This is a genomic window from Prochlorococcus sp. G5PB11 (genome assembly GCF_059772425.1).
In genome coordinates this window covers 1365006-1388649 of record NZ_CM186287.1, presented here as the reverse complement: position 1 = coordinate 1388649, position 23644 = coordinate 1365006, and the positions used below count along the sequence as shown (strand labels likewise).

The 23644-nt window shown below is 37.5% G+C and carries 16 protein-coding genes; 7 read left to right on the top strand and 9 right to left on the bottom strand.

The genetic code is table 11. The annotated features are described in order from the left end of the window. Positions 1-452: 452 nt before the first annotated feature. Positions 453-1799: an ammonium transporter gene (locus AC6EI0_RS07980; RefSeq protein ID WP_498522049.1), complete on the bottom strand. Its 1347-nt coding sequence runs from the start codon at positions 1797-1799 to the stop codon at positions 453-455. A 117-nt stretch (positions 1800-1916) separates the two neighbouring features. After that, positions 1917-2192 carry a cupin domain-containing protein gene (locus tag AC6EI0_RS07975; protein ID WP_498522048.1) on the bottom strand — a complete coding sequence of 92 codons (276 nt, stop codon included), beginning with the start codon at positions 2190-2192 and terminating at the stop codon, positions 1917-1919. A 174-nt stretch (positions 2193-2366) separates the two neighbouring features. Between AC6EI0_RS07975 and AC6EI0_RS07970 the strand changes: the two genes are divergently transcribed. Further along, positions 2367-2573 carry a hypothetical protein gene (locus AC6EI0_RS07970; RefSeq protein WP_498461904.1) on the top strand — a complete coding sequence of 69 codons (207 nt, stop codon included), beginning with the start codon at positions 2367-2369 and terminating at the stop codon, positions 2571-2573. Positions 2574-2985: 412 nt separating this feature from the next. Here the strand turns inward: AC6EI0_RS07970 and AC6EI0_RS07965 are convergent, their stop codons facing one another. The 3 genes from AC6EI0_RS07965 to AC6EI0_RS07955 are packed head-to-tail and all read right to left on the bottom strand — an operon-like array spanning position 2986 to position 8926. Beyond that, entirely contained in the window at positions 2986-6087 is a 3102-nt protein-coding gene (locus AC6EI0_RS07965; protein ID WP_498522047.1) for a type I restriction endonuclease subunit R, read from the bottom strand. Further along, positions 6087-7292, bottom strand: coding sequence for a restriction endonuclease subunit S (locus tag AC6EI0_RS07960; protein ID WP_498522046.1), 1206 nt, complete (start codon positions 7290-7292; stop codon positions 6087-6089). Before AC6EI0_RS07960 ends, AC6EI0_RS07965 begins: the two co-directional genes overlap by 1 nt. A gap of 11 nt (positions 7293-7303) precedes the next feature. Next, on the bottom strand, positions 7304-8926 hold the full coding sequence (locus AC6EI0_RS07955) for a class I SAM-dependent DNA methyltransferase (RefSeq protein WP_498522045.1): 1623 nt from the start codon (positions 8924-8926) through the stop codon (positions 7304-7306). Positions 8927-9243: 317 nt separating this feature from the next. Between AC6EI0_RS07955 and AC6EI0_RS07950 the strand changes: the two genes are divergently transcribed. The 3 genes from AC6EI0_RS07950 to AC6EI0_RS07940 all read left to right on the top strand — a co-directional run bounded on the left by AC6EI0_RS07950 (position 9244) and on the right by AC6EI0_RS07940 (position 13442). After that, on the top strand, positions 9244-10689 hold the full coding sequence (locus AC6EI0_RS07950) for a site-specific integrase (RefSeq protein ID WP_498522044.1): 1446 nt from the start codon (positions 9244-9246) through the stop codon (positions 10687-10689). 361 nt (positions 10690-11050) lie between these two features. After that, entirely contained in the window at positions 11051-11206 is a 156-nt protein-coding gene (locus AC6EI0_RS07945; protein WP_498522043.1) for a hypothetical protein, read from the top strand. A 55-nt stretch (positions 11207-11261) separates the two neighbouring features. Continuing rightward, a complete protein-coding gene (locus tag AC6EI0_RS07940) occupies positions 11262-13442 on the top strand; it encodes a DUF4214 domain-containing protein (protein ID WP_498522042.1) in 2181 nt (726 codons plus the stop codon). Positions 13443-13652: 210 nt separating this feature from the next. Here the strand turns inward: AC6EI0_RS07940 and argJ are convergent, their stop codons facing one another. Beyond that, positions 13653-14915 (bottom strand): bifunctional glutamate N-acetyltransferase/amino-acid acetyltransferase ArgJ, encoded by a 1263-nt coding sequence (argJ, locus tag AC6EI0_RS07935; protein ID WP_498522041.1) that lies wholly within the window; start codon positions 14913-14915, stop codon positions 13653-13655. Positions 14916-14930: 15 nt separating this feature from the next. On the opposite strand from argJ, the gene coaE reads away from it, so the two are divergent. Then, positions 14931-15575, top strand: a complete 645-nt coding sequence (coaE, locus tag AC6EI0_RS07930) for a dephospho-CoA kinase (protein ID WP_498522040.1) — start codon at positions 14931-14933, stop codon at positions 15573-15575. Here the strand turns inward: coaE and gatB are convergent. Further along, positions 15572-17047 (bottom strand): Asp-tRNA(Asn)/Glu-tRNA(Gln) amidotransferase subunit GatB, encoded by a 1476-nt coding sequence (gene gatB / locus AC6EI0_RS07925; RefSeq protein WP_498522039.1) that lies wholly within the window; start codon positions 17045-17047, stop codon positions 15572-15574. The genes coaE and gatB overlap by 4 nt on opposite strands. A gap of 99 nt (positions 17048-17146) precedes the next feature. Here gatB and thiO point away from each other — a divergent pair, with 99 nt between their 5' ends. After that, positions 17147-18250 (top strand): glycine oxidase ThiO, encoded by a 1104-nt coding sequence (thiO, locus tag AC6EI0_RS07920; protein ID WP_498522038.1) that lies wholly within the window; start codon positions 17147-17149, stop codon positions 18248-18250. A 38-nt stretch (positions 18251-18288) separates the two neighbouring features. Here the strand turns inward: thiO and ndk are convergent, their stop codons facing one another. Further along, positions 18289-18744, bottom strand: coding sequence for a nucleoside-diphosphate kinase (ndk, locus tag AC6EI0_RS07915; RefSeq protein ID WP_498522037.1), 456 nt, complete (start codon positions 18742-18744; stop codon positions 18289-18291). 142 nt (positions 18745-18886) lie between these two features. Between ndk and speA the strand changes: the two genes are divergently transcribed. After that, positions 18887-20830 (top strand): biosynthetic arginine decarboxylase, encoded by a 1944-nt coding sequence (gene speA, locus AC6EI0_RS07910; protein WP_498522036.1) that lies wholly within the window; start codon positions 18887-18889, stop codon positions 20828-20830. A 1-nt stretch (position 20831) separates the two neighbouring features. On the opposite strand, the gene alaS is transcribed toward speA, so the two are convergent. Next, a complete protein-coding gene (gene alaS / locus AC6EI0_RS07905; RefSeq protein ID WP_498522035.1) occupies positions 20832-23492 on the bottom strand; it encodes an alanine--tRNA ligase in 2661 nt (886 codons plus the stop codon). Positions 23493-23644: the final 152 nt, after the last annotated feature.

Sequence of the window (23644 nt, the reverse complement as noted above, 5' to 3'; positions counted from 1 at the left end):
AATGGGTCACTGCGAATATCGAAAGAAGTAGCTCGTGATTTGGTTGGTTGAATCCTTGGAACTGAGACATAAGGCAACTCAGGTTATACCTATAATTTCAACCCTGTTAGTTAGACGCAATTAGAACGGCGGATACATAAACCTCTCCAAAGTGAAAAGACAACTTAAGAAGGTAAAACACAGGACGTATAAGGCGGCGCCAACCGTCTCCCATTAGGTTTTGCTGAATCTGCAGAAAACAAAACTCTCTTTACTGAAATGACTGGGTTGGGATAACCATTGAAGAACTTCTTACTACCATCCATCGTTGAATTCTTTACTTTTTTGCTCCCAGAAATCATATAAATTAGGCAACAAAAAACCGCCCAGTTATAAACAAGGCGGTTTTTAGTGATCAACAGAAACAAGATTTCAGTCAAATCATGGAATGAGAAAATCCGGGATTTTGAAATCTATATGGCATTAGGAGAACCAGTTCTCTCCACATAAGCCTCTTCACCATGCTCAGAAATATCTAAGCCAGAATCTTCTTCGGCTTTTTCAACTCTATAATTAAAACCAAGTGATTTTAATAAAAGAGCGATTATCAAAGTTCCAAATGCGGCAATTCCATATGCAATTAAAACTGCTTGAAATTGTCCTAAAACCAATCCAATACGACCTTGCTCTGCAAGAACTAATCCAGCAGGATGAGATGAAATTAATTCTGCTTTTGCAAAAAATCCCGTAAGTATCGCCCCCACAGTTCCACCTACACCGTGAACAGCGAAGGTATCTAATGAGTCGTCAAAAGATAATTTAATTTTAACCTTAACTGAGATGTAGCATAAAGAAGATGTAATAGCACCAATCAACATTCCACTAGCTGGACTTACGAAGCCAGCTGCTGGCGTAATACCTACCAAGCCCGCAACAGCTCCAGTAGCCATACCTACCGCAGTTGCTTTCCCATCTCTAAATGTTTCAATCAACGCCCAAGCTACCAATCCAGCTGCTGCTGAAACATGAGTTGTAGTAAAAGGAAGTTCTGCACCGCCAACACTTAGTTGGCTTCCCCCATTAAATCCAAACCAGCCAAACCACAATAAACCTGTTCCTATAAGAATCTGAGTAATGTCGTGGGGAGGCTTGATACCTTTAGGCCAATTACTACGCGAACCTATTAATCCTGCAAGTACTAAAGCCGATACTCCTGAACTGATGTGAACAACCGTTCCTCCAGCAAAATCTAAATCTTTGCCAAGCAAACCACCGCCCCAAACCATGTGAGCAAGAGGTGCATAAACAAATAAAATCCATATAGGCGTGAATAAACACCAAAAACGAAAACTAATTCTTTCTACTAATGCTCCTGAAATCAAAGCCGGAGTAATTATGGCGAACATACCTTGAAAAAGTGCAAAACTCAGTCCTGGTATCTGAAGCCCCTCCCAATTGCTTGGAAGATTTTCAAAAAATGCATACGTTAATGGATTACCTATAAAAGCATTAGAGGCTCCTCCATCCGAGAAGGCTAGACTAAAACCTACTGATGTCCACACAAGAGTAGCTATTCCCATCATGACAAAGCTCATTGCCATTGTGTTGAGCACATTTTTAGCTTGAGTAAAGCCTCCATAAAAAAAAGCTAAGCCTGGTGTCATCAACAAAACCAACGCCGATGATGTCAAAATCAAAGTATTGTCTGCAGCTGAGAAATTAGATTCAGTTGCATGTGCAGGAAAAAATGCAGCACTTATGAGCTGAATGGCAGGAACAGCAAGTAGCGCTATTCCAAACCTTCCAATACGAGTTCGCAACAAAATAAAAAATGTACACTGTGATACATAATTGCTACTTAGTTGAAGCAAGAAAAGTTCACTATGAACATTTTTAGCATATGTGTATAAACCGATACTTTTTGAGATCGATCACTTTTAACCACCAAATTGATAATGCTTGCGGACCGCCTTATGAACATCCCATCTACAGTCCATCCCAGCTGGGAAAACGACTAAGTCCCCTGCACCAAATTTCACAGGTTCTCCTCCATCAGGAGTAACTGTGACTTCACCCTCAAGCAATAAACAAGTCTCTTTGTCGTCATAAGTCCAATCAAAAGAGCTTGCTTCACAAGCCCAGATTGGCCAGGTTTTAATTCCTAGATCCTCAACGGTACTCTCAGGACAAGGAGAGGTAATTGATATAGACAAGAGATAAAAACATAGTGGACTTCTTTTTTAGCTGCTAATCGAAACAGTTGTCTAATAACTACTCAAATTTTTGAAGCCTTAGCAACGAAACATAAGAAATGATAAGTTTTTTTAATCTATCCTTGTTGTCCCATAACTCATTCGTTTTATTGGCATAGAACAATACATTAGTTAATGGATTCAGCTAATCAAATCCAAGCCCTCGTTGAAGAAGTAGAAAAGAATCCAGAATACAAAATTAACGAACAAGAAGCTAAGGGTTTCCTGTCAGAGATTAAGCGACTCACAAAAGAAGATAAAACAAATATGCCTCCTTTGGTTGTGATAATAATGGCTTATATCAACATGCTTTTTCCAGAACTAGATGAAGTGAAGATCTGAGGGAAAAATATAAAAAATAAAATAAATTTCTCTTCACTATTAACGTATAAGCCAGGATCCTATTTACCCCTCATACCCCATAGCAAGTCAGTACACAGGAACAAAGGATATGTCTTTTAGTACTGTTACCTTAGTGTTACCCCTTTAATCTAACCTCTTCAAAAGCACTGCAATAACTGTAGTTTTGAGCTAAGTTGTATAATCGGCATTGATCTAAACCTACGATTGATATTCTCTAGAAACGATTGCAATAACTGAATTTATAGTGCGGATGCTATGCGTGCCAAAAGCGTGCCTAACTCTTCAAACCCTAGTCAGGGAGGTAACGTCTTCCACTAAACCGTGCCAAAGACACCTCATATAAACGACTAAAAAGTAATAACGAGGGAAGAACTATTAGACGTTAGAAATATCAATTAGTCAGTTCTTCTCCTAACGTCTCCGCTTGTTGTAGTACTAAGTCAACTGCAATTGCTTGTTGATCAGGAGGATACTTATAACGCTTTAGCAGAGTCTTTATTTTGAGTCTGAGTTTTGCTTGAACATTCTCTTTATATTGCCAATCAATAGTTGCATCTCTCCTCAATAATTCAGCAAGTTCTCTTGCCATTTTTACTAATATCTCTTCTTTCATCAATTCTTGAGCAGATGGATTATCTGCTAAGGCGTCATAAAAAGATTGTTCAGAAGAATCAAGTCCCAAGGCAATACCACGCTCAAGATCCTCTCTGAACTTCTTCGCCATTGCTATCAATTCTTCTATTACCTGTGCTGCTTCAATTGCTCGATTTGAATATTTATTCAATGAGGCAGTCAGCATTTCACTAAAACGTTTTTGTTTCACTACGTTGGTTTTGAACTTACTTTTGAGTTCATCCTTTATGAGACGTTGAAGTAATTCAACTGCCAAGTTCTTTTGGGGAATTTTGCTGACCTCTAACAAGAAAGCATCAGACATGATGCTGATATCTGGATTCTTGAGACCAGCGACTTTGAAGACATCAGTGACACCCTCGGCAACTAAAGATTCTGAAAGAAGTTGCTGTAATTGATAATCAACCCCTTGACCTGGCGGATTTGTCTGTCCATCTCCTTTGATTAGAGGTGCTCGAATTGCTTGAAGAAATACCACCTCTTTAGAGAGAGTCATTGCTTCATCTGTTGCTCCACACAATGCAAATGCCTTCGTAATCTTTAGGACTGTGTCACAGAATCTTTGCTTACCATCTGCAGTTCCAAGGATGTGATCTAAACAATTAGCGATAAGTTCTAGTGCTTTTCCTTTCTCTTCAAATGAACTCCAATCCACTGGATGAAGAATATCTTTGGCAATCTGTATTTGCTCTTTGAGAATACGTACTGCCTCACTGGTATCAAGAGTTAGTCGACCTTTACCTTTTGCTGCTGTATACGTTGCGAGTGCCTCTTTTAGTTGAGGGGCAATGCCGATGTAATCAACAATAAGACCACCTGGTTTGTCTCTAAAGACCCTGTTGACTCGTGCAATTGCTTGAGCAAGATTTGCACCCTTCATCGGTTTGTCTACATACATGGTTGCCAAGCAAGGAGCATCAAAACCCGTCAACCACATGTCACGGACAAGAACAATCTTTAGAGGATCAGCAGGATCTTTGAAACGATTTTCTAAATCCTTTTTTTGTTGCTTACTTGTGTGATGAGGTTGAAGAAGTTTTGACTCAGATGCTGATGCTGTCATGACAACTTTGATTGCTCCCTTCATATGATCAGGGTCATGCCAATCAGGACGTTGAGAAATAATTGTGTTGTAAAGGCGAGCACAAATATCACGACTCATTCCTACAACCAATGCCTTTCCTGGTTGAGTTTTAGATCGTTGTTCGTAGTGAGCAATTAGATCTGATGCAACTTCCTTGAGACGAGGTTCAGCACCTACAAGTGCCTCTAATGCTGCCCATCTACCTTTTGCTTTTTCATTAGAGGGGATATCATCCTCATCTTCAAAAATCTCATCAACCTTTTCATCTACTAATGGCAAAGCACTATCTTTGAGTTTCAACTTTGCTAATCGTGATTCGTAGTAGATCGGAACTGTTGCACCATCTTCTACTGCTTGTTGAATGTCGTAGATAGAGACGTAATGTCCAAAAACTGCTTGAGTGTCTCGATCATCCTGTGAGATAGGTGTGCCTGTAAAAGCAAGAAATGTTGCTTGTGGCAAAGCGTCTCTTAGTGCCTTTGCTAATCCATATTTGATTGCTCCTGTTTTTGAATCAATACGTCCCTTGAATCCATATTGAGTTCTATGTGCCTCATCACATATCACTACAACATTTTTTCGGTCAGTCAAAGTTGGAAACTTTTCCTCATCTGCTTCAGTAGCAAATTTCTGGATAGTCGTGAAGATAATTCCACCACTAGGTCTGTTATCAAGGAGTTCTCTTAGATCCTGTCTCGACTCTGCTTGTTTTGGAGATTCACCTAAAAGTTCTTTCGCTCCCGCAAAGACTCCAAACAACTGTCCGTCTAAATCCTGACGGTCAGTAACCATTACCAATGTTGGATTTTGTAAACGTGGATCAGTAAGCAACTTTCCTGCTAAACATGCCATCTCGATACTCTTTCCTGCACCTTGTGTATGCCAAACAACTCCACCTTTCCGATCGCCATCGGGTTTGCTTGCTTCTACAACTCTTTCAACTGCTGTTTTTACTGCATGGAATTGGTGATAAGCAGCAATCTTTTTGATGATCTCTCCATCGTCCTCAAAAAGACAAAAAGATCTGATGAAATCAAGTAAGCGCTGTTTATCAAATAGTCCACGGACAAGAGTTTCTAACTCTCGAAATTTTCCTAACGGATCTAGATCTTGCTCCTGTTCAATAACTCTCCATTGTTGAAAACGTTCTTGAGAAGCAGACAGAGAACCAACTTTTGCATAAGTACCATCGCTAATTACTAAAAGTACATTTGAAGTAAATAGATCTGGAATATTGTCCTTATAAGTTTGAAGTTGGTTGAATGCTGCCCATATATCTGCTTTCTCATCAGTAGGATTTTTGAGTTCAATCACCGCTATGGGTAAACCATTGATATATACGACTACATCTGGAATCCGTGTTCTCTTAGGACCTTTTACTTTCAGTTGATTGACTACTAACCAATCATTTGAAGCAGGATCTTCAAAATCAATAATCTTGAGGCGAATACCAACCTCTTGATCTCCGTTCATATATGAGATTGGTAGACCAGTCGTCATCCATTGATGAAACTGCCTGTTAGAAGAAGGCAGTCCAGGGATATTTGGATTTGTGAGTTGAAGAACTGCTGACTCAATCGTTGCTGGTGGAACTTCTGGATTTAGTTTTTTGAGTGCCGTACGAAGACGTTCTATGAGTATGACTTGGCGGTAGTCTTCACGTTCTGGTGATTTCCCATCTGGAGCAAGATCTGGACCATGAACGAAGTAATATTCAATCTCTTTGAACCACTCAATAGACATATCCTCTAAATATTCTTCGTTGATAAATGCCATCAGATACCAACCTCCTCAAGCATTTTTTCAGCATCAGGAACTCTTAGTTCACCTGAGATAAGTTTTGGAATAAGTATGTTACGGAGAGTCGCTAAAGTTTGATTTTGTTCATCAAGCAATAATGATCTTTTAGTTATTGGCGTTATCTCATGCTGAAATAGTTTTACTAAAGAAAGATTCGGTACTAAAAATGCAAAATCATATATGGAATCAATAGTTACTTGTGGTTGAGCAGAACCGGTTACAAAAATACTTCGATCTTTGCTCTCAAGGAAATATTGTACGTAACGCTGAGATGGAAAGTTCCCAAGAATATGATTCATTATCAGTGAGTTATTTGTGACAAAACTCTCTGGCAGAGATCGCACTATGTCTCCAGATGCTGCTCCCCTACATGACATAAGAGTCATTTCATCTTGATATAAAAAACTTGAGTGATAACCAATAATTCCATTCCCTCCAAAAACAGGGAATCCACTTTCTAAAAGATTCTTTGTTGGAAAATTCTTGCCATATTGTATAGAAACAACATCTCCCAGTTTTGCTACTTCCCAACCAATTGGAATCTCACCTGAATCTATATCTTCAAATGAATCTGGAAATAACTCGCTTATCTCATCAGGTAATCCAGTTGAACGACCCTCTACTTTTGCTCTTACTGGATCGAAATCAATAAACCAAGATTTGAAAAGTGCCTTTGCTATTCCTTCAAGAGTTTCATTTGTTTTTTTATTTATTTTGATTTTTTCATCTAATGAACTAAGTATATTTCCGATTACCTTTTGGTTCTCGTAAGTATGATTAGGAATTTCATGATTTATTGCAACTTCCCACTTCGCTCTTGGCATTCTTGTTCCTTCACTTGCTGAATTTACAAAATTTATGAATTTCCAATCAGCACACCAATAATATAAAAATTTGTTATCGATACTTTTTTGTGGACGTATCACCCAAATATCTGTTGAGCAGATCCCATCAAAATCTGTAATTATAACTTTTCTAAAATAAGGTCTAAGTTTGCCAAATAGGATATCTCCTTTTTTGAAGATTCTTTTGTTACTAGTTACTTTAGAAGCGGTTCCTATCTCAGCAAGTTGGAGGGTTTCTTGTTCAATATGTTCTAATCCAATATAGGCAGATTCAGGTGATAATTCCCTAGGGTCAATAGTTTCATTTACTTGATAAGCAGAATCCCCAAAAAACATAATTTTTTATATCAAATTTCTTCAGAAAAAAGAGGATAACCAATCCTCTTCAAATTCTGAGCAATCTGCTGATCTAATTTCGCGCCCTCTATTTGCTGTTCTTTGAATAAAGAAATAAGTCTTTTCATCTTGTCATCAAAAGGTTCACCAGCATCTTCTTCTTCTGGTGCTCCTACATAACGCCCAGGAGTCAGGACAAAACTATTTTTTTCAATCTCATCCAAATTTGCGTTATAGCAGAAACCAGCAACATCCTGATAATCTTTTTCATTTCGCCAAGAATGAACAGTATCAGCAATTTTGAAGATATCTTCATCAGTAAGAACTTTTTCTTTTCTGGAGACCATCACGCCCAGTTGCCGACCATCGATGAACAAAGTTTCACCTCTTCGATCTCTTCCTCTTTGAGTTTTATCATTACTCAAAAACCATAAGCAAACAGGAATCGGAGTATTTACGAACAACTGTCCAGGTAAAGCAACCATTACTTCAACGACATCACCTCGTACCATCGCTTCACGAATCTTTCCTTCACCAGAGGTGTTGGAACTCATTGATCCATTTGCAAGTACAACACCTGCTTGACCACCTGGTCGAAGTTTCCAAAGCATGTGTTGCAACCATGCATAGTTGGCATTTCCTACGGGTGGTCTTCCATAAACCCAACGAGGATTACTCTCGTATTTTTCACCGCCCCAATCAGAAATATTGAATGGAGGATTCGCAAGTATGTAATCAAATTTCTGATCAGGATGTTGATCACGAGCAAAGGTATCAGCAGGTCCTTCGCCAAGATTTGCAGCAAATCCACGGATCGCTAGGTTCATTGTTGCCAAACGCCACGTAGTGGGATTGCTCTCTTGTCCAAAGATGGAAATTTGATCTCTTCTTCCACCATGTGCCTCAACAAATCTTTCACTTTGAACAAACATTCCACCTGAACCACAACATGGGTCATAAACACGACCTCCATCTGGTGCTAAGACAGCAACTAAAGTTTTCACGACATGAGCAGGTGTATAAAACTGCCCACCCTTTTTGCCTTCAGCGCTGGCAAATTGACCTAAGAAATATTCATAAACCTCGCCCAATACGTCTCCGGAATGTCTATCTTCAGCAAACCCAATAGTGGAAATCAGATCTACCAATTCACCCATTCGACCTGGTTCCAATTGAGCAGCACCAAATCGTTTATCTAACTTAGATCGCAAAATTATATTTTCGTTCTCAATCGCAACCAATGCTTTATCGATAAGTTGCCCAATATCTGGTTGCTTTGCCTGATTTCTGATAGATTCCCAACGTGCTTCAGAAGGGACCCAGAAAACATTTTCTTGAGTGTAGTAATCGCGATCTTCTAATGCCTCTTGGTGGTCTGAAGAGTTATCACCAAGGTAATAATCCGAGTCTGGATCACTCACAATTTTCAAAACTTTTTGCTGCTGTTCAACAAAAGTGTCAGAAATATATTTGAGAAAAATCAATCCCAAAACAAGATGCTTATACTCAGCAGCATCCATCTGAGCACGTAGTTTATCTGCACTCGCCCAAAGTACTGCCGTGAAATCTTTAGCAGGTGCTTCTTTCTTTTTATTACCTTTGACTGCCAAAACGTTCTTGAGTAAGTAAATCAATAACTTATTATGATTCGAAATAAGAAGATTATTCTCATAGTCTGATTTGAGTAACAAATAAACAATCAAAAATCACAAATAGGTTCAAATGCAACGTGCCAAAAGCGTGCCTAAAAGTGATAGGAACTCAAAACAATTGATATGACTATATTTTAGAGTTATGTTGTGTAATCGGCATTAGTGCGCACATAATATATAGATTCCAGTCATAGCAATAGATCTTTCATATTACACTTGCGTGAGCAAGCTGTGAGCAAATGGTTTAGAATGGTGAGATCTCGCTCCCTGCGATATCACTGTGAGCAAAGCGTGAGCAAATGAGTCTATCTACACCAACAAGAATTCTCGATCGCAAAGATATTCCCGCCGATCCCAACGCATACGTCTTCAGGGATGCGCAGAGGGATGGAACATGGTGCTTATACTTCTACGATCGTGAGGTAAAGACGAGACATAGGATTGTTCTCAAAGATGGTAATGGAAAGAAACCCACTCAAACCATCAAAGGACAAAACGATGCTTGGATGCTTGGGATATCCAAATACGTCGAGTTAAAAGGCAAAGCAGATCGGGGAGAAGCAATACGCTCAATCACCTTTGGGGAGATGTGCGATCAGTTCATTGCACAAGAAAAAAGAAAGATCAGTTCCATTCCTCATCAAGGAATTACACAGAATCGCTTTCGTTTGATCTCTCATCAAATCAACTGGTTACGTCGCTATCTCAACAACGATAAGAAGCAAGTACATTCCTTCAGACGCAATGCCTTCAATGGTTATGAGGTATGGAGGAAAGAGCAAGCGCTCTACATGGGTAAAAGCGCTCCTGTACAAACAACCATCATGCAAGAGCTATCGATGCTTAAGCGCGCTTTTAAAGAAGTCGCGGTAGCGAATGGATACGTTGCAGAAGATTCTTTACCTCTCATACCAAAAGTCAAACTCCCAAAAGATCAATCCCATCGTCGTGATGATCTCTCCAACAAAGAATGGGAACAACTCGAGCGTGGTGCGCGCAACTACTGGATCAAAGGGAGAACGCGATTAGTTGGAGAAGACAACTCGATGGAAAAAGATAGCGATGGTACATGGAAAACCCAACCGATCTTTGGACATACATCAGAGCGAGGTAAGCGTCAGATCATTCATCGCAACCTGATTTACTACGCAATGAGAATCTCTATGGACACAGGGATTAGACCCGGTGCGCTCCGCAAGATGAAATGGAAACACATCTCAGAAAACACCAGTATCTCTAAAGAAGAAAGGAAGGTATGGGTAGTGATCGACGTTCCACCAGAGAACAGTAAAACTGGACGCTACTACAGAATCTCAGCACCGATTGCACGGTACCTAGAAGGGATGAGAAAGGTATCTAAGCACAAGAAAGCAGATGACTTCCTTTTCTGTAATCAACAAACCTCACAACCGTTTAGCGAGCGCATCTGGAAAGATAGTCTTGCTGAAGTTTTAGTGGAATCTGACTTGGGAGTCTGGGGTAAAGATGACAGCAACAACCTCAGGAAAGTTGACGTTCATTCAGGTAAGAGTATTACGTGGTATAGCTTCAGGCATAGCTATATCACCATGCGTCTTAAAGCAGGTGTACCTGTCCCTGTGATCGCTGCTAATACCGATACGAGTATGAAATACATTCAGAACCACTACTTCCATTACAGAGCAGATGAGTCGACTGAGATCCTTGGTAAAGGTAGGAACATTCGTCCTGCAGAAGAAAATTTACGCTGGATCGGATCTGTTTGAGCGCTTCACTCTCATCAATTACTGAATCCTCAGATCCATTACTCTGACTACGTTCTGAGCGATCCGTCCCGTATAAGGGAGGAGATAAAAGCGCTCCCATCAATACCCCTGTCATACCAACAGATATTTCGATCCCACCCCTTTAAGGGGGAAAGATAGATTTTTAACCCGCCCCGTATAAGGGAGGAGGAAAGACAACTAAGACAACAATTACCTCTACTGATGTCCCCTTAATGGACATCCTGTGAGTACTTTCTTTTATCTCTCCCCACTAACTATTAACTCTTCAATCATGATGATCTCTATCGTCCCTGAATGACGATCTGGATCATCCCTATTGATACTTACCTAACAACTACTAATGAAAGAGAAGAAACAACAACCTGCTACCCCAAAGAAATCAAGTCACAACACTCTTGATTGGGTAGAGAAGCAACTAATGGAAGTCAGAGCATTTGATATGGGATTATCCATCCATCAAGATAGTGAGAATAAAAGATCTAGTCGAGATATATAATCTAGAAGAATTGTATTTCTAGTTTCCCAGTTCTGTAAAAAATTAAATCTCAAAGATGACCAATGTTTTTGACAACATATGGACTAAGTTAATTGGTTCATCAAAGACCGAGCAAGCTACAGATATAGCAATAGATGGTAATAATGAATTTGTTTATATAACAGGTTACTCAGAGGGAACTTTTGAAGATTTAATTAATAGTAATGATGCCTTTTTAAGAAAATTTGACTCAAACGGAAATCAAATATGGAGCAAATTCATAACTTCTTCTGGTGGTTATAGAAATGCAGACAATGCTTATGGTATGGCTATAGATAATCATGGATTTATATATATAACTGGTTCTACTGGTGGCAATTTAGATGATCAAATCAATAATGGTAGTGGAGATGCTTTTATTACTAAGTTCGATTCAAATGGTAATAGAAACTGGACTCGACTTATTGGATCAGAATCTAGACTAGCAAGTGAAAGTGCCAATGATGTTGCAATAGATAATGATGGCTATATATATATTACTGGAGGCACTAGGGAGGATTTAGATGGTCAAATCAACAGAGGTAGTACAGATATTTTTGTAACTAAATTTGATATTGCAGGAAATAAGAAATGGACACGTCTAATTGCATCATATGAAAAGGAAAGTGCTGAAAGTTCTAGTAGCATTACTGCAGGAAATGATGGATATTTATATATTGCTGGAGATACAGAAGGAAATCATATCCAAGGGAGTTTAGCAACGTTTAAAGATGATACTGGATATGTCTATGATACTAGTAATAAAGGGAAGAAAGACATTTGTATAACTAAATTTGACTCTAATGGAAATAAGATATTTACACGTTTAATTGGTTCTATAGGTGATGATCGAGCAGAAGATATTTGCACTGATAACAATGGAAATTTGTATATCGTTGGTTACATCACTGGTGATATATATGATCAACAAGGGAATGGTTCGAAAAATGCTTTTATTAGTAAACTTGACTCAGATGGAAATAAAAAATGGTTACGCTTTATTGGTACTACAAGCGATGATTATGCTGAAAGTATTTCAATAGGTAGTGATGGATTCTTATATGTAAAAGGCACTACATATGGAAATACAGATAAGGAAATTAATAATAGCGTAGGTGCAATAACAGAATATGGAGCAAGAACGCCGGATATATTTATCAGTCAATTTGACACTGATGGAAATAACAAATGGACTAAGTTAATTGGTACTTCAGGAAATGAGTATGCTTATGGTATTACTAATAAAAATGATGGATCTATACTTATTGCAGGCAGTACTACTGGTAATTTAGATGGTGAAATCAATAGTGGACGTTCAGATATTTTCATTAAATCCTTTAGAAATATTGAGATAAATGGTAAGGAAGTTAGAGGTACACAATCAAATGATTTTCTTCAAGGAACTTCTGATAATGATTATATTTATGGATTTAATGGTAATGATATTTTAGAAGGAAAGGATGGTAATGATGTTCTTGATAGTGGAGAAGGTTCAGATACTGCAGCTTATTCGGGTAAATTTTCAAATTATTCTTTTAGCAGAGAAACTAATTCTCTAAGAATTACCGATCAAAGAATAGGTGCAAATGAAGGAACGGATACACTTAAGAACATTGAATACATTCAGTTCACCGATCAAACGGTAGAGGAATCAAAGGTAGACGTTTCTAAATCCTTTAGCGGAAATTTTAGGGACTACAAGTTCTACAACAAAGGCAATGGTGTCTATCAAATCAAAACTGATTCTGGTTATGACGACATCACAGGGATACCAAAGCTACTATTCGCAGACAAAACAACTGGTATCAGTGCTATTACCGATATTAAAGGAACCTTTGATCAAGTCACAGGTTTAAACACTGACTCAGGCGAAATGTTCCGTCTTTATAACGCTGCATTTGCGCGCTTCCCTGACGCTGATGGATTGAAGTACTGGATTGATCAATTTAGTTCTGGGAAAAATACTAGACGAGTTGTAGCTCAATCATTCTTAGGTTCTGCAGAATTCACTGAAAAATATGGAAGCAACGTAAGTGATGAGACGTACGTCAATAATCTCTATAAGAATGTGCTTGGTAGAGACGCTGATACCGAAGGACTTAACTACTGGGTAGGTAACCTTAGCAGTGGACTTGAAACACGCTATGAAGCGCTTCTAGGGTTTGCTGAGTCAGCAGAGAATAAAGCGCTCTTTACTGAGATGACTGGTTTTGGTTAACCACAAAATATCCACCACAAATTTCTTCACTCGCATTATTCATACAACCACCACTCACTTACCCCCGTACGCCGCTGCTCTTTAGCTATGCTATGAGGAATGAAATCTATCACTTTGTATCAATACAACTATGTGCGGATTATATGTGAGCAAAGCGTGAGCAACCAAATCTGACAGCCCTAAATCTCTTTTATACCAATAGATCTCAGCTTACGTTGTATAATCGGCATTAATACGTACATATTGATCAGACAAATCGCACCCCCAAGCAGTACCAGAACCTTTTCCTATTCCTACCCTTAGTCTAATACTTATAAGATCATCAATCAAATATTTCCCTTTTAATCTTGCTTTCATAAAATTGCTAACTATTTGTCTATCAAAATCAAGAGGTATTCCATTAGAAAAAAGTTCATAAGGTCCAATCCATAATTGGACCTCACTAATATTAAAAAAGATACCTGCACGACCAAGTGCAGCAATAATTCTTCCCCAATTAGGATCGGAACCATGAATAGCAGTTTTAACTAAAGAAGATGAAGCAATTGCGCGAGCCATAACACGAGCGTCTAAGTCACTTTGAGCACCCTCAACCTTTATCTCCAGCAAACAATTAGAACCTTCTCCATCTCTAGCTATTGCCTTGGCTAGATGTTGGGCTGTTAAATGTAGTCCCTCTTCAAGTATTGCTAAATATTTTGAATCTAATTCTGGGCCAGAAGAAAAAGCTAAAAAAGTGTCATTTGTACTCGTATCTCCATCAACTGTAATGGAATTAAAAGATGATTCTGCAACTCGCTTTATCATATCCGACCATAGAATATGATTTACGCCTACGTCACAAGTAATATAGCTCAACATTGTTGCCATTGAAGGATGAATCATACCAGAGCCTTTAGCCATTCCACCAATAGATATTCTTCTTCCTCCCAACACTGCTTGATACGCAATTTGCTTGACTTCAAGATCGGTTGTCAAAATTGCATTCGCCGCATCCAGGTATGCCTCCTTATTTAAACTGCTTACAAGGTGATCCAAGTGCCTTTTAACTCTTTCTACTGGTATTGGCTCACCAATTACACCCGTAGAACATATCAAAACTTCTTCATTAGATAATCCCAGGCGTTGAGCAAGCTCATTTGTAATAATCTCACTATCAATTTTACCTCTACTACCTGTGCAAGCATTTGCGTGTCCAGAATTGATAACTACAGCACGTATTTTTCCCTCAGATGCGTTAATGCGATCAATACACAGATCCACGCAATAAGCACGAGTCACTGATTGAGTAAATGTCCCACTACAACAAGCACCATCAGGTGCATACAGCAAAGCAAGATCTTTCTTCCCAGAAGGCTTCAATCCTGCGGATATGCCAGCTGCCAAAAAACCATCAGGGGTAGTAATACCACCAGATATTGGAGACCATACAGAAGATGTCAAAAGACTCAAATTCAGAAGAGCATTTTTCACTTACTATCAATATTAATGATTGACCAAAAACAAACAAATAAACTTTGTCTTAGATGGAAAGGCAAGCAAAGAAGAATTGGAATCACTGGAGGTATCGCCAGTGGAAAAACAATCATTGGAGATTTTCTATTTCAAACAAAGCAATGGCCTATTTTAGACGCTGACATATATGCTCATGAAGCATTAAGAGCTGAAAGTCAAATATTCAAAAAAGTTTTGTTGAGATATGGAAATAAAATAATTCAAAATTCGAGTAAAGATGATCAAATTATTAATCGAAAAGCATTAGCAAAAATAGTTTTTCAAAATGATGCTGAAAAAAAATGGCTAGAAGAAATAATACATCCATTTGTTAACAGAAGAATTGAAGAAGACTTAGAAAAATTGAAATCAAATTCAGTAGTTATTTTGATTATTCCTCTTCTATTTGAAAAAAATTATACAAACTTATGTAGTGAAATTTGTTATGTAGATTGCCCTAGAACTATTCAATTAGAAAGACTTCAGTCAAGAGATAAATTAAGTTTTGACGAAGCAAATCAAAGAATTGATGCGTTATGGGACAACTCTTTTAAAAAACAATTCGCAGATTATATAATTACAAATTCTAATAATGATGATACATGGAAAAAGCAGTTAAAAGAATTATATAATTTTTAGGCCTGTAATTTTTTATTTAATATTTGATTAGCGAGTTTTGGATCTGCTTTCCCTTTTGTTTCCTTCATTAATTGACCTACAAAAAACCCTAGCAATTTCTTCTTCCCAGCTCTAAAAGATTCAACCTCTTTGGGATGATTAAGGATCAATTTATCAATAATTTCCTCAATAACTTTCGGATCACCAATCATACCTAAACCACGTTCTTGGACTAATTGCTTTGGAGAACCACCTTTAAGTAATAGTTCAGGCAAAATTTCTTTAGCAATTTTTCCACTTATTTCTCCTGCATCAATCATTTGCAACATTTCTGCTAATTCATTTGGCTTAAACGATAATTGATCAAATGATGATTTATTAGATTTAACAAATGCTGCTAGATCTCCAGTTATCCAATTTGCTGAAGATTTTGGTGCTCCACCTTCATTAACAACTTTTTCAAAATATTTAGCCATTGAAGATTCGTCAGTCAAAACTCGTGCATCATAAATAGAAAGGCCAAGATCTGCTGCATATCTATTCCTTTTTGCAGCTGGCAATTCTGGTAATTCAGAGCGCCATTTTTCTTTTAATGCATAACTTACTTCAATCGGACCTAAATCAGGATCAGGAAAATAACGATAATCGCTACTACCTTCTTTTGATCTCATGCTTTTAGTCAGTTGCTTACTTTCATCCCATAATCTCGTTTCTTGTTTTACTTCTTCTCCAGATTCATAAGCTTTAATTTGCCGCTTAATTTCATATTCACAAGCTTTTTGAATAGCTGAAAATGAATTCATATTTTTGATTTCTACTTTTGTACCAAATGGATCATTAACAGTTGGTCGAACTGAAATATTCACATCACATCGCAAAGAACCCTCCTGCATATTCCCATCAGATACTCCTAGATAACGCATAATTCTTCTAATTTCAGCTGCATACTCCGCAGCCTCTCTACCTGTTCTTAAATCAGGTTTACTAACTATTTCAGCTAGTGCTACACCTGCTCTGTTGTAATCCACCAATGAATGGGTGGAGCCTGACAACTGATCACTACCTACGTGAACAAGTTTTCCAGCATCCTCCTCCATATGTAATCTTTCAATACCTATTTTTTTGACATAAGTTTCTTTGCCTTTTTCGGCTACTTCAACCTCTATCCACCCATCTTCTGCAATAGGTTCATCAAATTGAGATATTTGATAATTTTTTGGTAAGTCTGGATAAAAATATTGCTTTCTATCAAATTTACTGTGTGAGGCAATATTTAAATTCAAAGCCATCGCTGCTTTTACTGCATATTCCAGAACCTTTTTATTGAGGACTGGCAAAGTGCCTGGTAAGCCACATACCACTGGGTCAATATGAGTATTTGGATCATCACCAAAATTGGTTGATGCACTAGTAAATATTTTGCTCTTAGTTCCCAACTGCACATGCGTCTCTAATCCGATTACAACTTCCCAAGAAACATTGGATTCTGACATTAATTTGACCTAGATATATGAATCTTATGAAAGAAAAGCTCAGTCATGGAAGCTAACGTAATCTAAAACATTGAAAATAACATTTTCCAAATCCAAGTAATGGGTGAAGTAAACGAAAAACCATTGTTAATTCTGGGAGGAGGATTAATGGGTCTTGCAATAGCCCATGAACTTGCTCAAAAAGGCAAACGCGTAGAAATTTTAAGTAGAAGCAGAAGTGAAGCAGCAGGCTTTGTAGCTGCTGGAATGCTGGCCCCTCACGCTGAGGGACTTCAAGGTGAGCTTTTAAGTCTTGGTCAAACTAGTCTTCAAAGACACCCGAAATGGATAGAAAGCATTGAGTCAAATAGCAAAATGTCGTGTGGACTCAAAACTTGTGGGATTGTTGTCCCATTTGAAAACCTAAAAGACTGTGAATCCTACCCAACATATAAATTTGGTGAAAAGCTAAACAGAAATGAGCTCCTTGAAGAAATTCCAGGACTCTCAAAAAAATGGAAATTAGGTTTACTTTTTAGACAGGACGGTCAAATCGATAATCGCAGACTTTTAATGAGAGCACTTGAAAAAGCTTGTGTTGAATTAGGTGTTCACTTTCAAGAGGGAGTTGAAGTAATTGAAATCATGAAAGATTCAAACACTTTTCATGGAGTCAAAATTAAAGACATTAATGGAAATATCAATCATTTAAAAAGCGAAGAGGCAGTTCTCTGCTGCGGAGCCTGGAGCAAAAAAATATTTAAAACACTCCCTATTTTTCCTATTAAAGGCCAGATGTTATCTATTCAAGGACCAAAACAGATTCTAAAGAGGATTATTTTTGGACCTGGCATTTACTTAGTTCCAAGAGATGACGGCCTAATAATCGTAGGGGCAACCAGTGAGCGTGAGGCAGGCTTCCAAAAAGGACTTACTCCAAAAGGACAACGCGAGCTACAAAAAGGAATTCAATCTCTTATTCCTGAACTTAATCAACTACCTCATATGGAGAGATGGTGGGGTTTTCGTCCGTGCACACCAGACGAAGGCCCTTTACTGGGAATGTCATCAATTAATGGCCTCTGGCTTGCTACTGGTCATCATCGTAATGGAGTTTTGTTGGCGGCGATAACTGCAGAATTACTTGGAAAATCTATTTGCTCGAGCTCTTTAACTAATGAGGAAAGTAGTTTTTTGTCCCAATTCAGATGGGACAGATTTTAAAAACCACTTACCAAAAGATTGTGAAGTTAACCAATAATTTATTCCACTCTCCATAATTGATCTGATGGAGTCCAATCAACAAGTTCATTTTTCTGGAACCATAGATCAATTTCAAATACGGCCGTATCAGAACCATCAGAGCCATGAATGACATTACGACCTATATTCACAGCTAAATCCCCTCTAATAGTTCCAGGTTCAGCCTCAAGAGGCTTTGTTGCTCCAATCAATTTTCTCGCACTTGCTATAACTCCTTCACCCTCCCAAACCATTGCAACAACAGGACCACTTGTTATGAAATCTACTAAATCTGAAAAGAAAGGACGATCTTTGTGTACACCGTAGTGTTTTTCTGCAAGTTCTTTGCTTGGTGTGAGTTGCTTTAGGCCTACTAATTTGAATCCTTTGGTTTCAAAACGACCAAGAATCTCACCTATTAAACCTCTTTGTACACCATCTGGCTTGATAGCAACAAAAGTTCTTTCCAAAGTCATTGCGGTACTCAATAATATGAAGCCATAGTCTTCCTAAAACTACCCTCTTGGCAAGTAAAACATGACACTTAATAAAACTGTTCTTAGATTTAATTGTATTAATCGTGAATGATCAAAACTTGGCAACTTTGTTATCGCATAAATGGCTGTGAAAAATACTAATCAATCTCTGTCATGGACTATCCAAAACAGCTCAGACCTCTATGGAATTGATCGCTGGGGAAAGGGTTATTTCACAATCAATGAAAACGGGAATATTGGTATTTGTCCTAACGGTTCCAAAAACAAATCTCATGATTTGATGGAACTATTAGATGAACTCGAAAGTCGAAAACTAAAATTTCCTCTGTTAATAAGATTTGACGATATTCTCGAAGACTGCTTAAAAAACTTACATAAAGCTTTTGAAAAAGCAATAAATAACTATCAATATCAAGGAAAATACCAAGGTGTATTTCCAATCAAATGTAATCAACAGCGTCACGTAGTTGAAGAATTAATCACCTGTGGTTCCGAATGGAATTTTGGCTTAGAAGCTGGAAGCAAACCAGAGTTACTAATTGCTTTATCAATACTAGAGGATCCTAAAGCTTTACTAATATGTAATGGCTATAAAGATCAACGTTATATTGAAACAGCTATTTTAGCACGTCAGCTTGGACGTCAACCGATAGTAGTTATAGAACAAGCAAATGATGTTGATCTTATAATCAAATCCAGTCATTTACTCGGAGCATCTCCACTCATAGGAATTAGAGCAAAGTTATCTAGTCAAAGCTGTGGAAGATGGAGTAGCTCGATTGGTGACAAGTCGAAATTTGGACTTTCAATTCCAGAAATATTGAAAGCAATCAAAAGGTTAAAAGAAGCAAAACTTCTCAATGAATTAAAGCTTTTACATTTTCATCTAGGGAGTCAAATTAACGATATAGGTGTTTTAAAAGATGCCTTACAAGAGGCAGGACAAATTTATGCAGAATTAATTAATCTTGGGGCACCTATGGGATACTTAGATGTTGGAGGTGGTTTAGGTATTGATTACGATGGAAGTCAAACAGCCTCTATAGCATCTACTAACTACTCACTTCAAAATTACGCAAATGATGTAGTAGCAACAATTAAAGAGTGTTGTGAATCAAAAAAGATACCACTACCTACTTTGATTACGGAAAGTGGAAGAGCAATTGCTAGTCACTTTTCAATCTTAATCTTCAATATTTTAGGCAAAAATTCGTTACCTTCTGACATTCCTAAAAAAGACGAAAAAGAATGTCTCTCTGTCAGAAATTTACGTGAGACATTAATCCATATACAGTCTCTAAAACTTAAGCAAGAAGAAGATTTAGCCAAACTACAAGAAGCATGGAATGATTCTCTTAAATTTAAAGCAGATGCACTAGCGGCTTTTCGTCTCGGTTATATAGATTTAGTTGAACGTGCAAAAGCTGAACAGTTGACATGGGCCTGTGCAAAAACAATTGTTAATCAGTTACCAAAAAATATACTTCTACCTACAGAACTAAAAAAATTAAGTGAAAGTTTAGCCATAACATATTACGCAAATCTTTCCGTATTTAGATCCGCTCCAGATACTTGGGCCATTGATCAAGTTTTTCCAATTATGCCAATCCATCGGCTTAACAAAGAACCGAACAAACTTGGTCACTTTGCAGATTTAACATGCGATTCAGATGGAAAGCTTGATCAATTTATTGACAATGGAAAAATTAAAAATTTGCTACCTCTTCATGAATTTAATCAAGACGAAAAATATTTAATTGGTCTTTTCTTAGGTGGCGCCTATCAAGAAGTAATGGGAAATCTACATAATTTATTTGGGAGTACGAATGCAGTCCATATAAGATTCACAGAAAAAGGAACATACAAAGTTGAGCATGTCATTCGTGGAAATTCAAAATCAAATGTTCTTGAATATTTGGAACATGATCCAGAAATATTATTAGAGCGATTACGAAAATCAAGCGAATCAGCTATTCAAGGCGGACATCTCAAAATCCAGGATGCACAAAAATTAATAGAGCATGTGGAGGTAAGTCTCCGTCAAAGTACTTACCTACAGAGCTAAATTAAGACAATTGTTGAGTCAAATCCTCATTAGCTTTTTCTAAAGCTAGATCCAACGATTGAGGTTGACTACCGCCAGCTTGAGCGAGATTTGGACGACCACCGCCACCACCACCACACATTTTTGCAACCCCACTGATAAATTTGCCTGCATGAAAACCATCTAAAACTAAATCAGTAGAAAATGCAGCAACAAACACTAATTTATTATCGATCTCCTGATTTGGAATACCTCCAAAAACAACAGCAGAGTACTTGCCTAAATGATCTATCAAACTTGAAGCCGCAGATTGCAATCCAGATCCGTCGACCCCATCTAAACGTCTGATTAATAATTTACTCTTACCAACACATTTTGCATAACTAGCCAAACTCAATGCCTTCACTAATGCGAGTTCATTCTTAAGTTTGATAAGTTCTTTTGTTTTATCTTTCAATTCCAGTTGAAGAGATGAAACTCTCTCAACAATTTCATATGATTGCACCTTGAATGATTTACTTAACTCCTTAACTACCAAATCACGTTCGTTAAAATAATCTAAAACTGATGGACCAGCCATAGCCTCTATTCGTCTAATACCTGAAGCAATACCTGTCTCATTAATAATTTTAAACGTACCTAGTTGTGACGTGCGAGTTACATGGGTTCCTCCACATAACTCCATAGAAACACCTGGAACATCCACGACACGTACCACATCACCATATTTCTCACCAAACATTGCCAAGGCACCAGCAGCCATAGCCTCCTTAATTGGCATTGTTTTAATTTGAATTGGATGATCTTCATTAATCCATTGATTTATCAGTACTTCCATATCATTAAGTTCTTTGTTTGTTAGAGGTTTTGGAGCATTAAAATCAAATCTCAATCGATCATTTGAAACTAACGAACCTCTTTGACTTACACTTGAGTCAATCGATAACTTTAAAGCTGATTGTAATAGATGTGTAGCTGTATGATTTGATGTAGTTCGTTGACGAAAAGATGGAGTCACATTCATCTGAACAGATGAATTAACTGTTAGAACTCCTGTTTTAATCCTTCCAGAATGAATAAAAATATTCTTCTTTTTTCTAACGTTTTCTATAGACACCTCTAGATCTTGAGATGTTATTAAGCCATTATCTCCAATTTGTCCACCTGACTCAGCATAAAAAGGCGTTCTATTTACAATAATCTTAACTAAATCACCCTCAAAAGCTTGTTTGATTAATTCATTATTTTTAAAAATGCCTATCACGATAGAAGTGGTTTGTAACTTTTCATAGCCATCAAATATTGTTTCATCAAACAAAGCAATTTCTCTTTCAATTGAACCTTCTTCAGTTAAATCAATACTGACAGAAGCTGCTTTTGCACGTTTGCGTTGCTTCTCCATTTCCACTTCAAAGCCATTAATATCAACAGAAATGCCTTTTTCATTCGCGATCTCTTCTGTTAATTCTAAAGGAAAACCATAAGTGTCATAAAGCTCAAATGCCTGAGAACCAGAGATAAGATCACATTCATGAGCTGTAATCTCTGCTAAAAGTTTTTCTCCCCGTTCAAGAGTTTCAAGGAAACGAGATTCTTCTATTTTTAACTCATTAAGAATAATTTTCTTTTTCTCCAGTAATTGAGGATAAGCATTTTTCATCAGCTCAATTGCAACTTCAGCTAGCTGAGGTAAAAACGACTGATTAATCCCTATGAGTCGACCATGTCGAATCATACGACGTATGAGACGACGAAGAATATAGCCTCGCCCAAGATTACTGGCAGTTACACCATCACAAATTAAATGAGTGACAGCTCTGCAATGATCTCCAATAATTTTTAATGATGTTTGATTTTTTTTAATTGTAGTTTCATAATTAATTTTAGCTAATAAAGCCGCTGACTCAATGAGAGGAAAAATAAGATCCGTTTCATAGTTATTAGATTTTTTTTGCAAAATTTGAGCCATTCTTTCTAAGCCCATTCCTGTATCAATATGACAATTCGCCAATGGTTCAAGAGTGCCCTTTAAGTCTCGGTTGTATTGCATAAAAACCAAATTATAAAATTCTATAAATCGACTATCGTCTTCAAGATCTATACCATCACTTCCTAATTCGGGTTTAAAATCAAAATACAGTTCTGAACATGGACCACAAGGTCCTGTAGCTCCAGATGACCAAAAATTATCCGAAGCACCCATTCTGATGATTCTCTTTGCATCAACCCCTTCAACTTCTTTCCATATTTGCTCTGCTTCTAAGTCTTCTTCAAAAACGCTAATGACTATATTCTTTGGATTGAGTCGAAAAACGTCAGTAGTTAATTCCCACGCCCATTGAATTGCCTCTTTTTTAAAGTAATCACCAAAAGAAAAATTACCGAGCATCTCAAAAAAAGTATGATGCCTAGCTGTTCTCCCTACATTTTCAATATCATTTGTTCTAATACATTTTTGACTGGATGTTGCTCTAGGAGTAGGAGATTCTTTCAATCCTAAGAATATAGGCTTAAAAGGTAACATCCCCGCAATTGTCAATAAAACAGTCGGATCATCTGGAATTAAAGAAGAACTTGCAAGTTTCTTATGATTATGTTTGGTAAAAAAGTTTATAAAAGCTTCTCTTATTTCATCTCCTGAGAGAGATGGAGGATTCATTAAGGTGGAAGAATTTTTTTTCATAACTAAAAATTATTTCTACAAAGGTTTTTGAAAACAATCACAAAAATGGTCAGATTGGCTCAACTTGCCCTTAAACAATAACAAAATGGAAACCCATGAGACTTCGAAAGAGAAAATATTCAAAAAAATCCGTCGAGATCCACACCTATTGC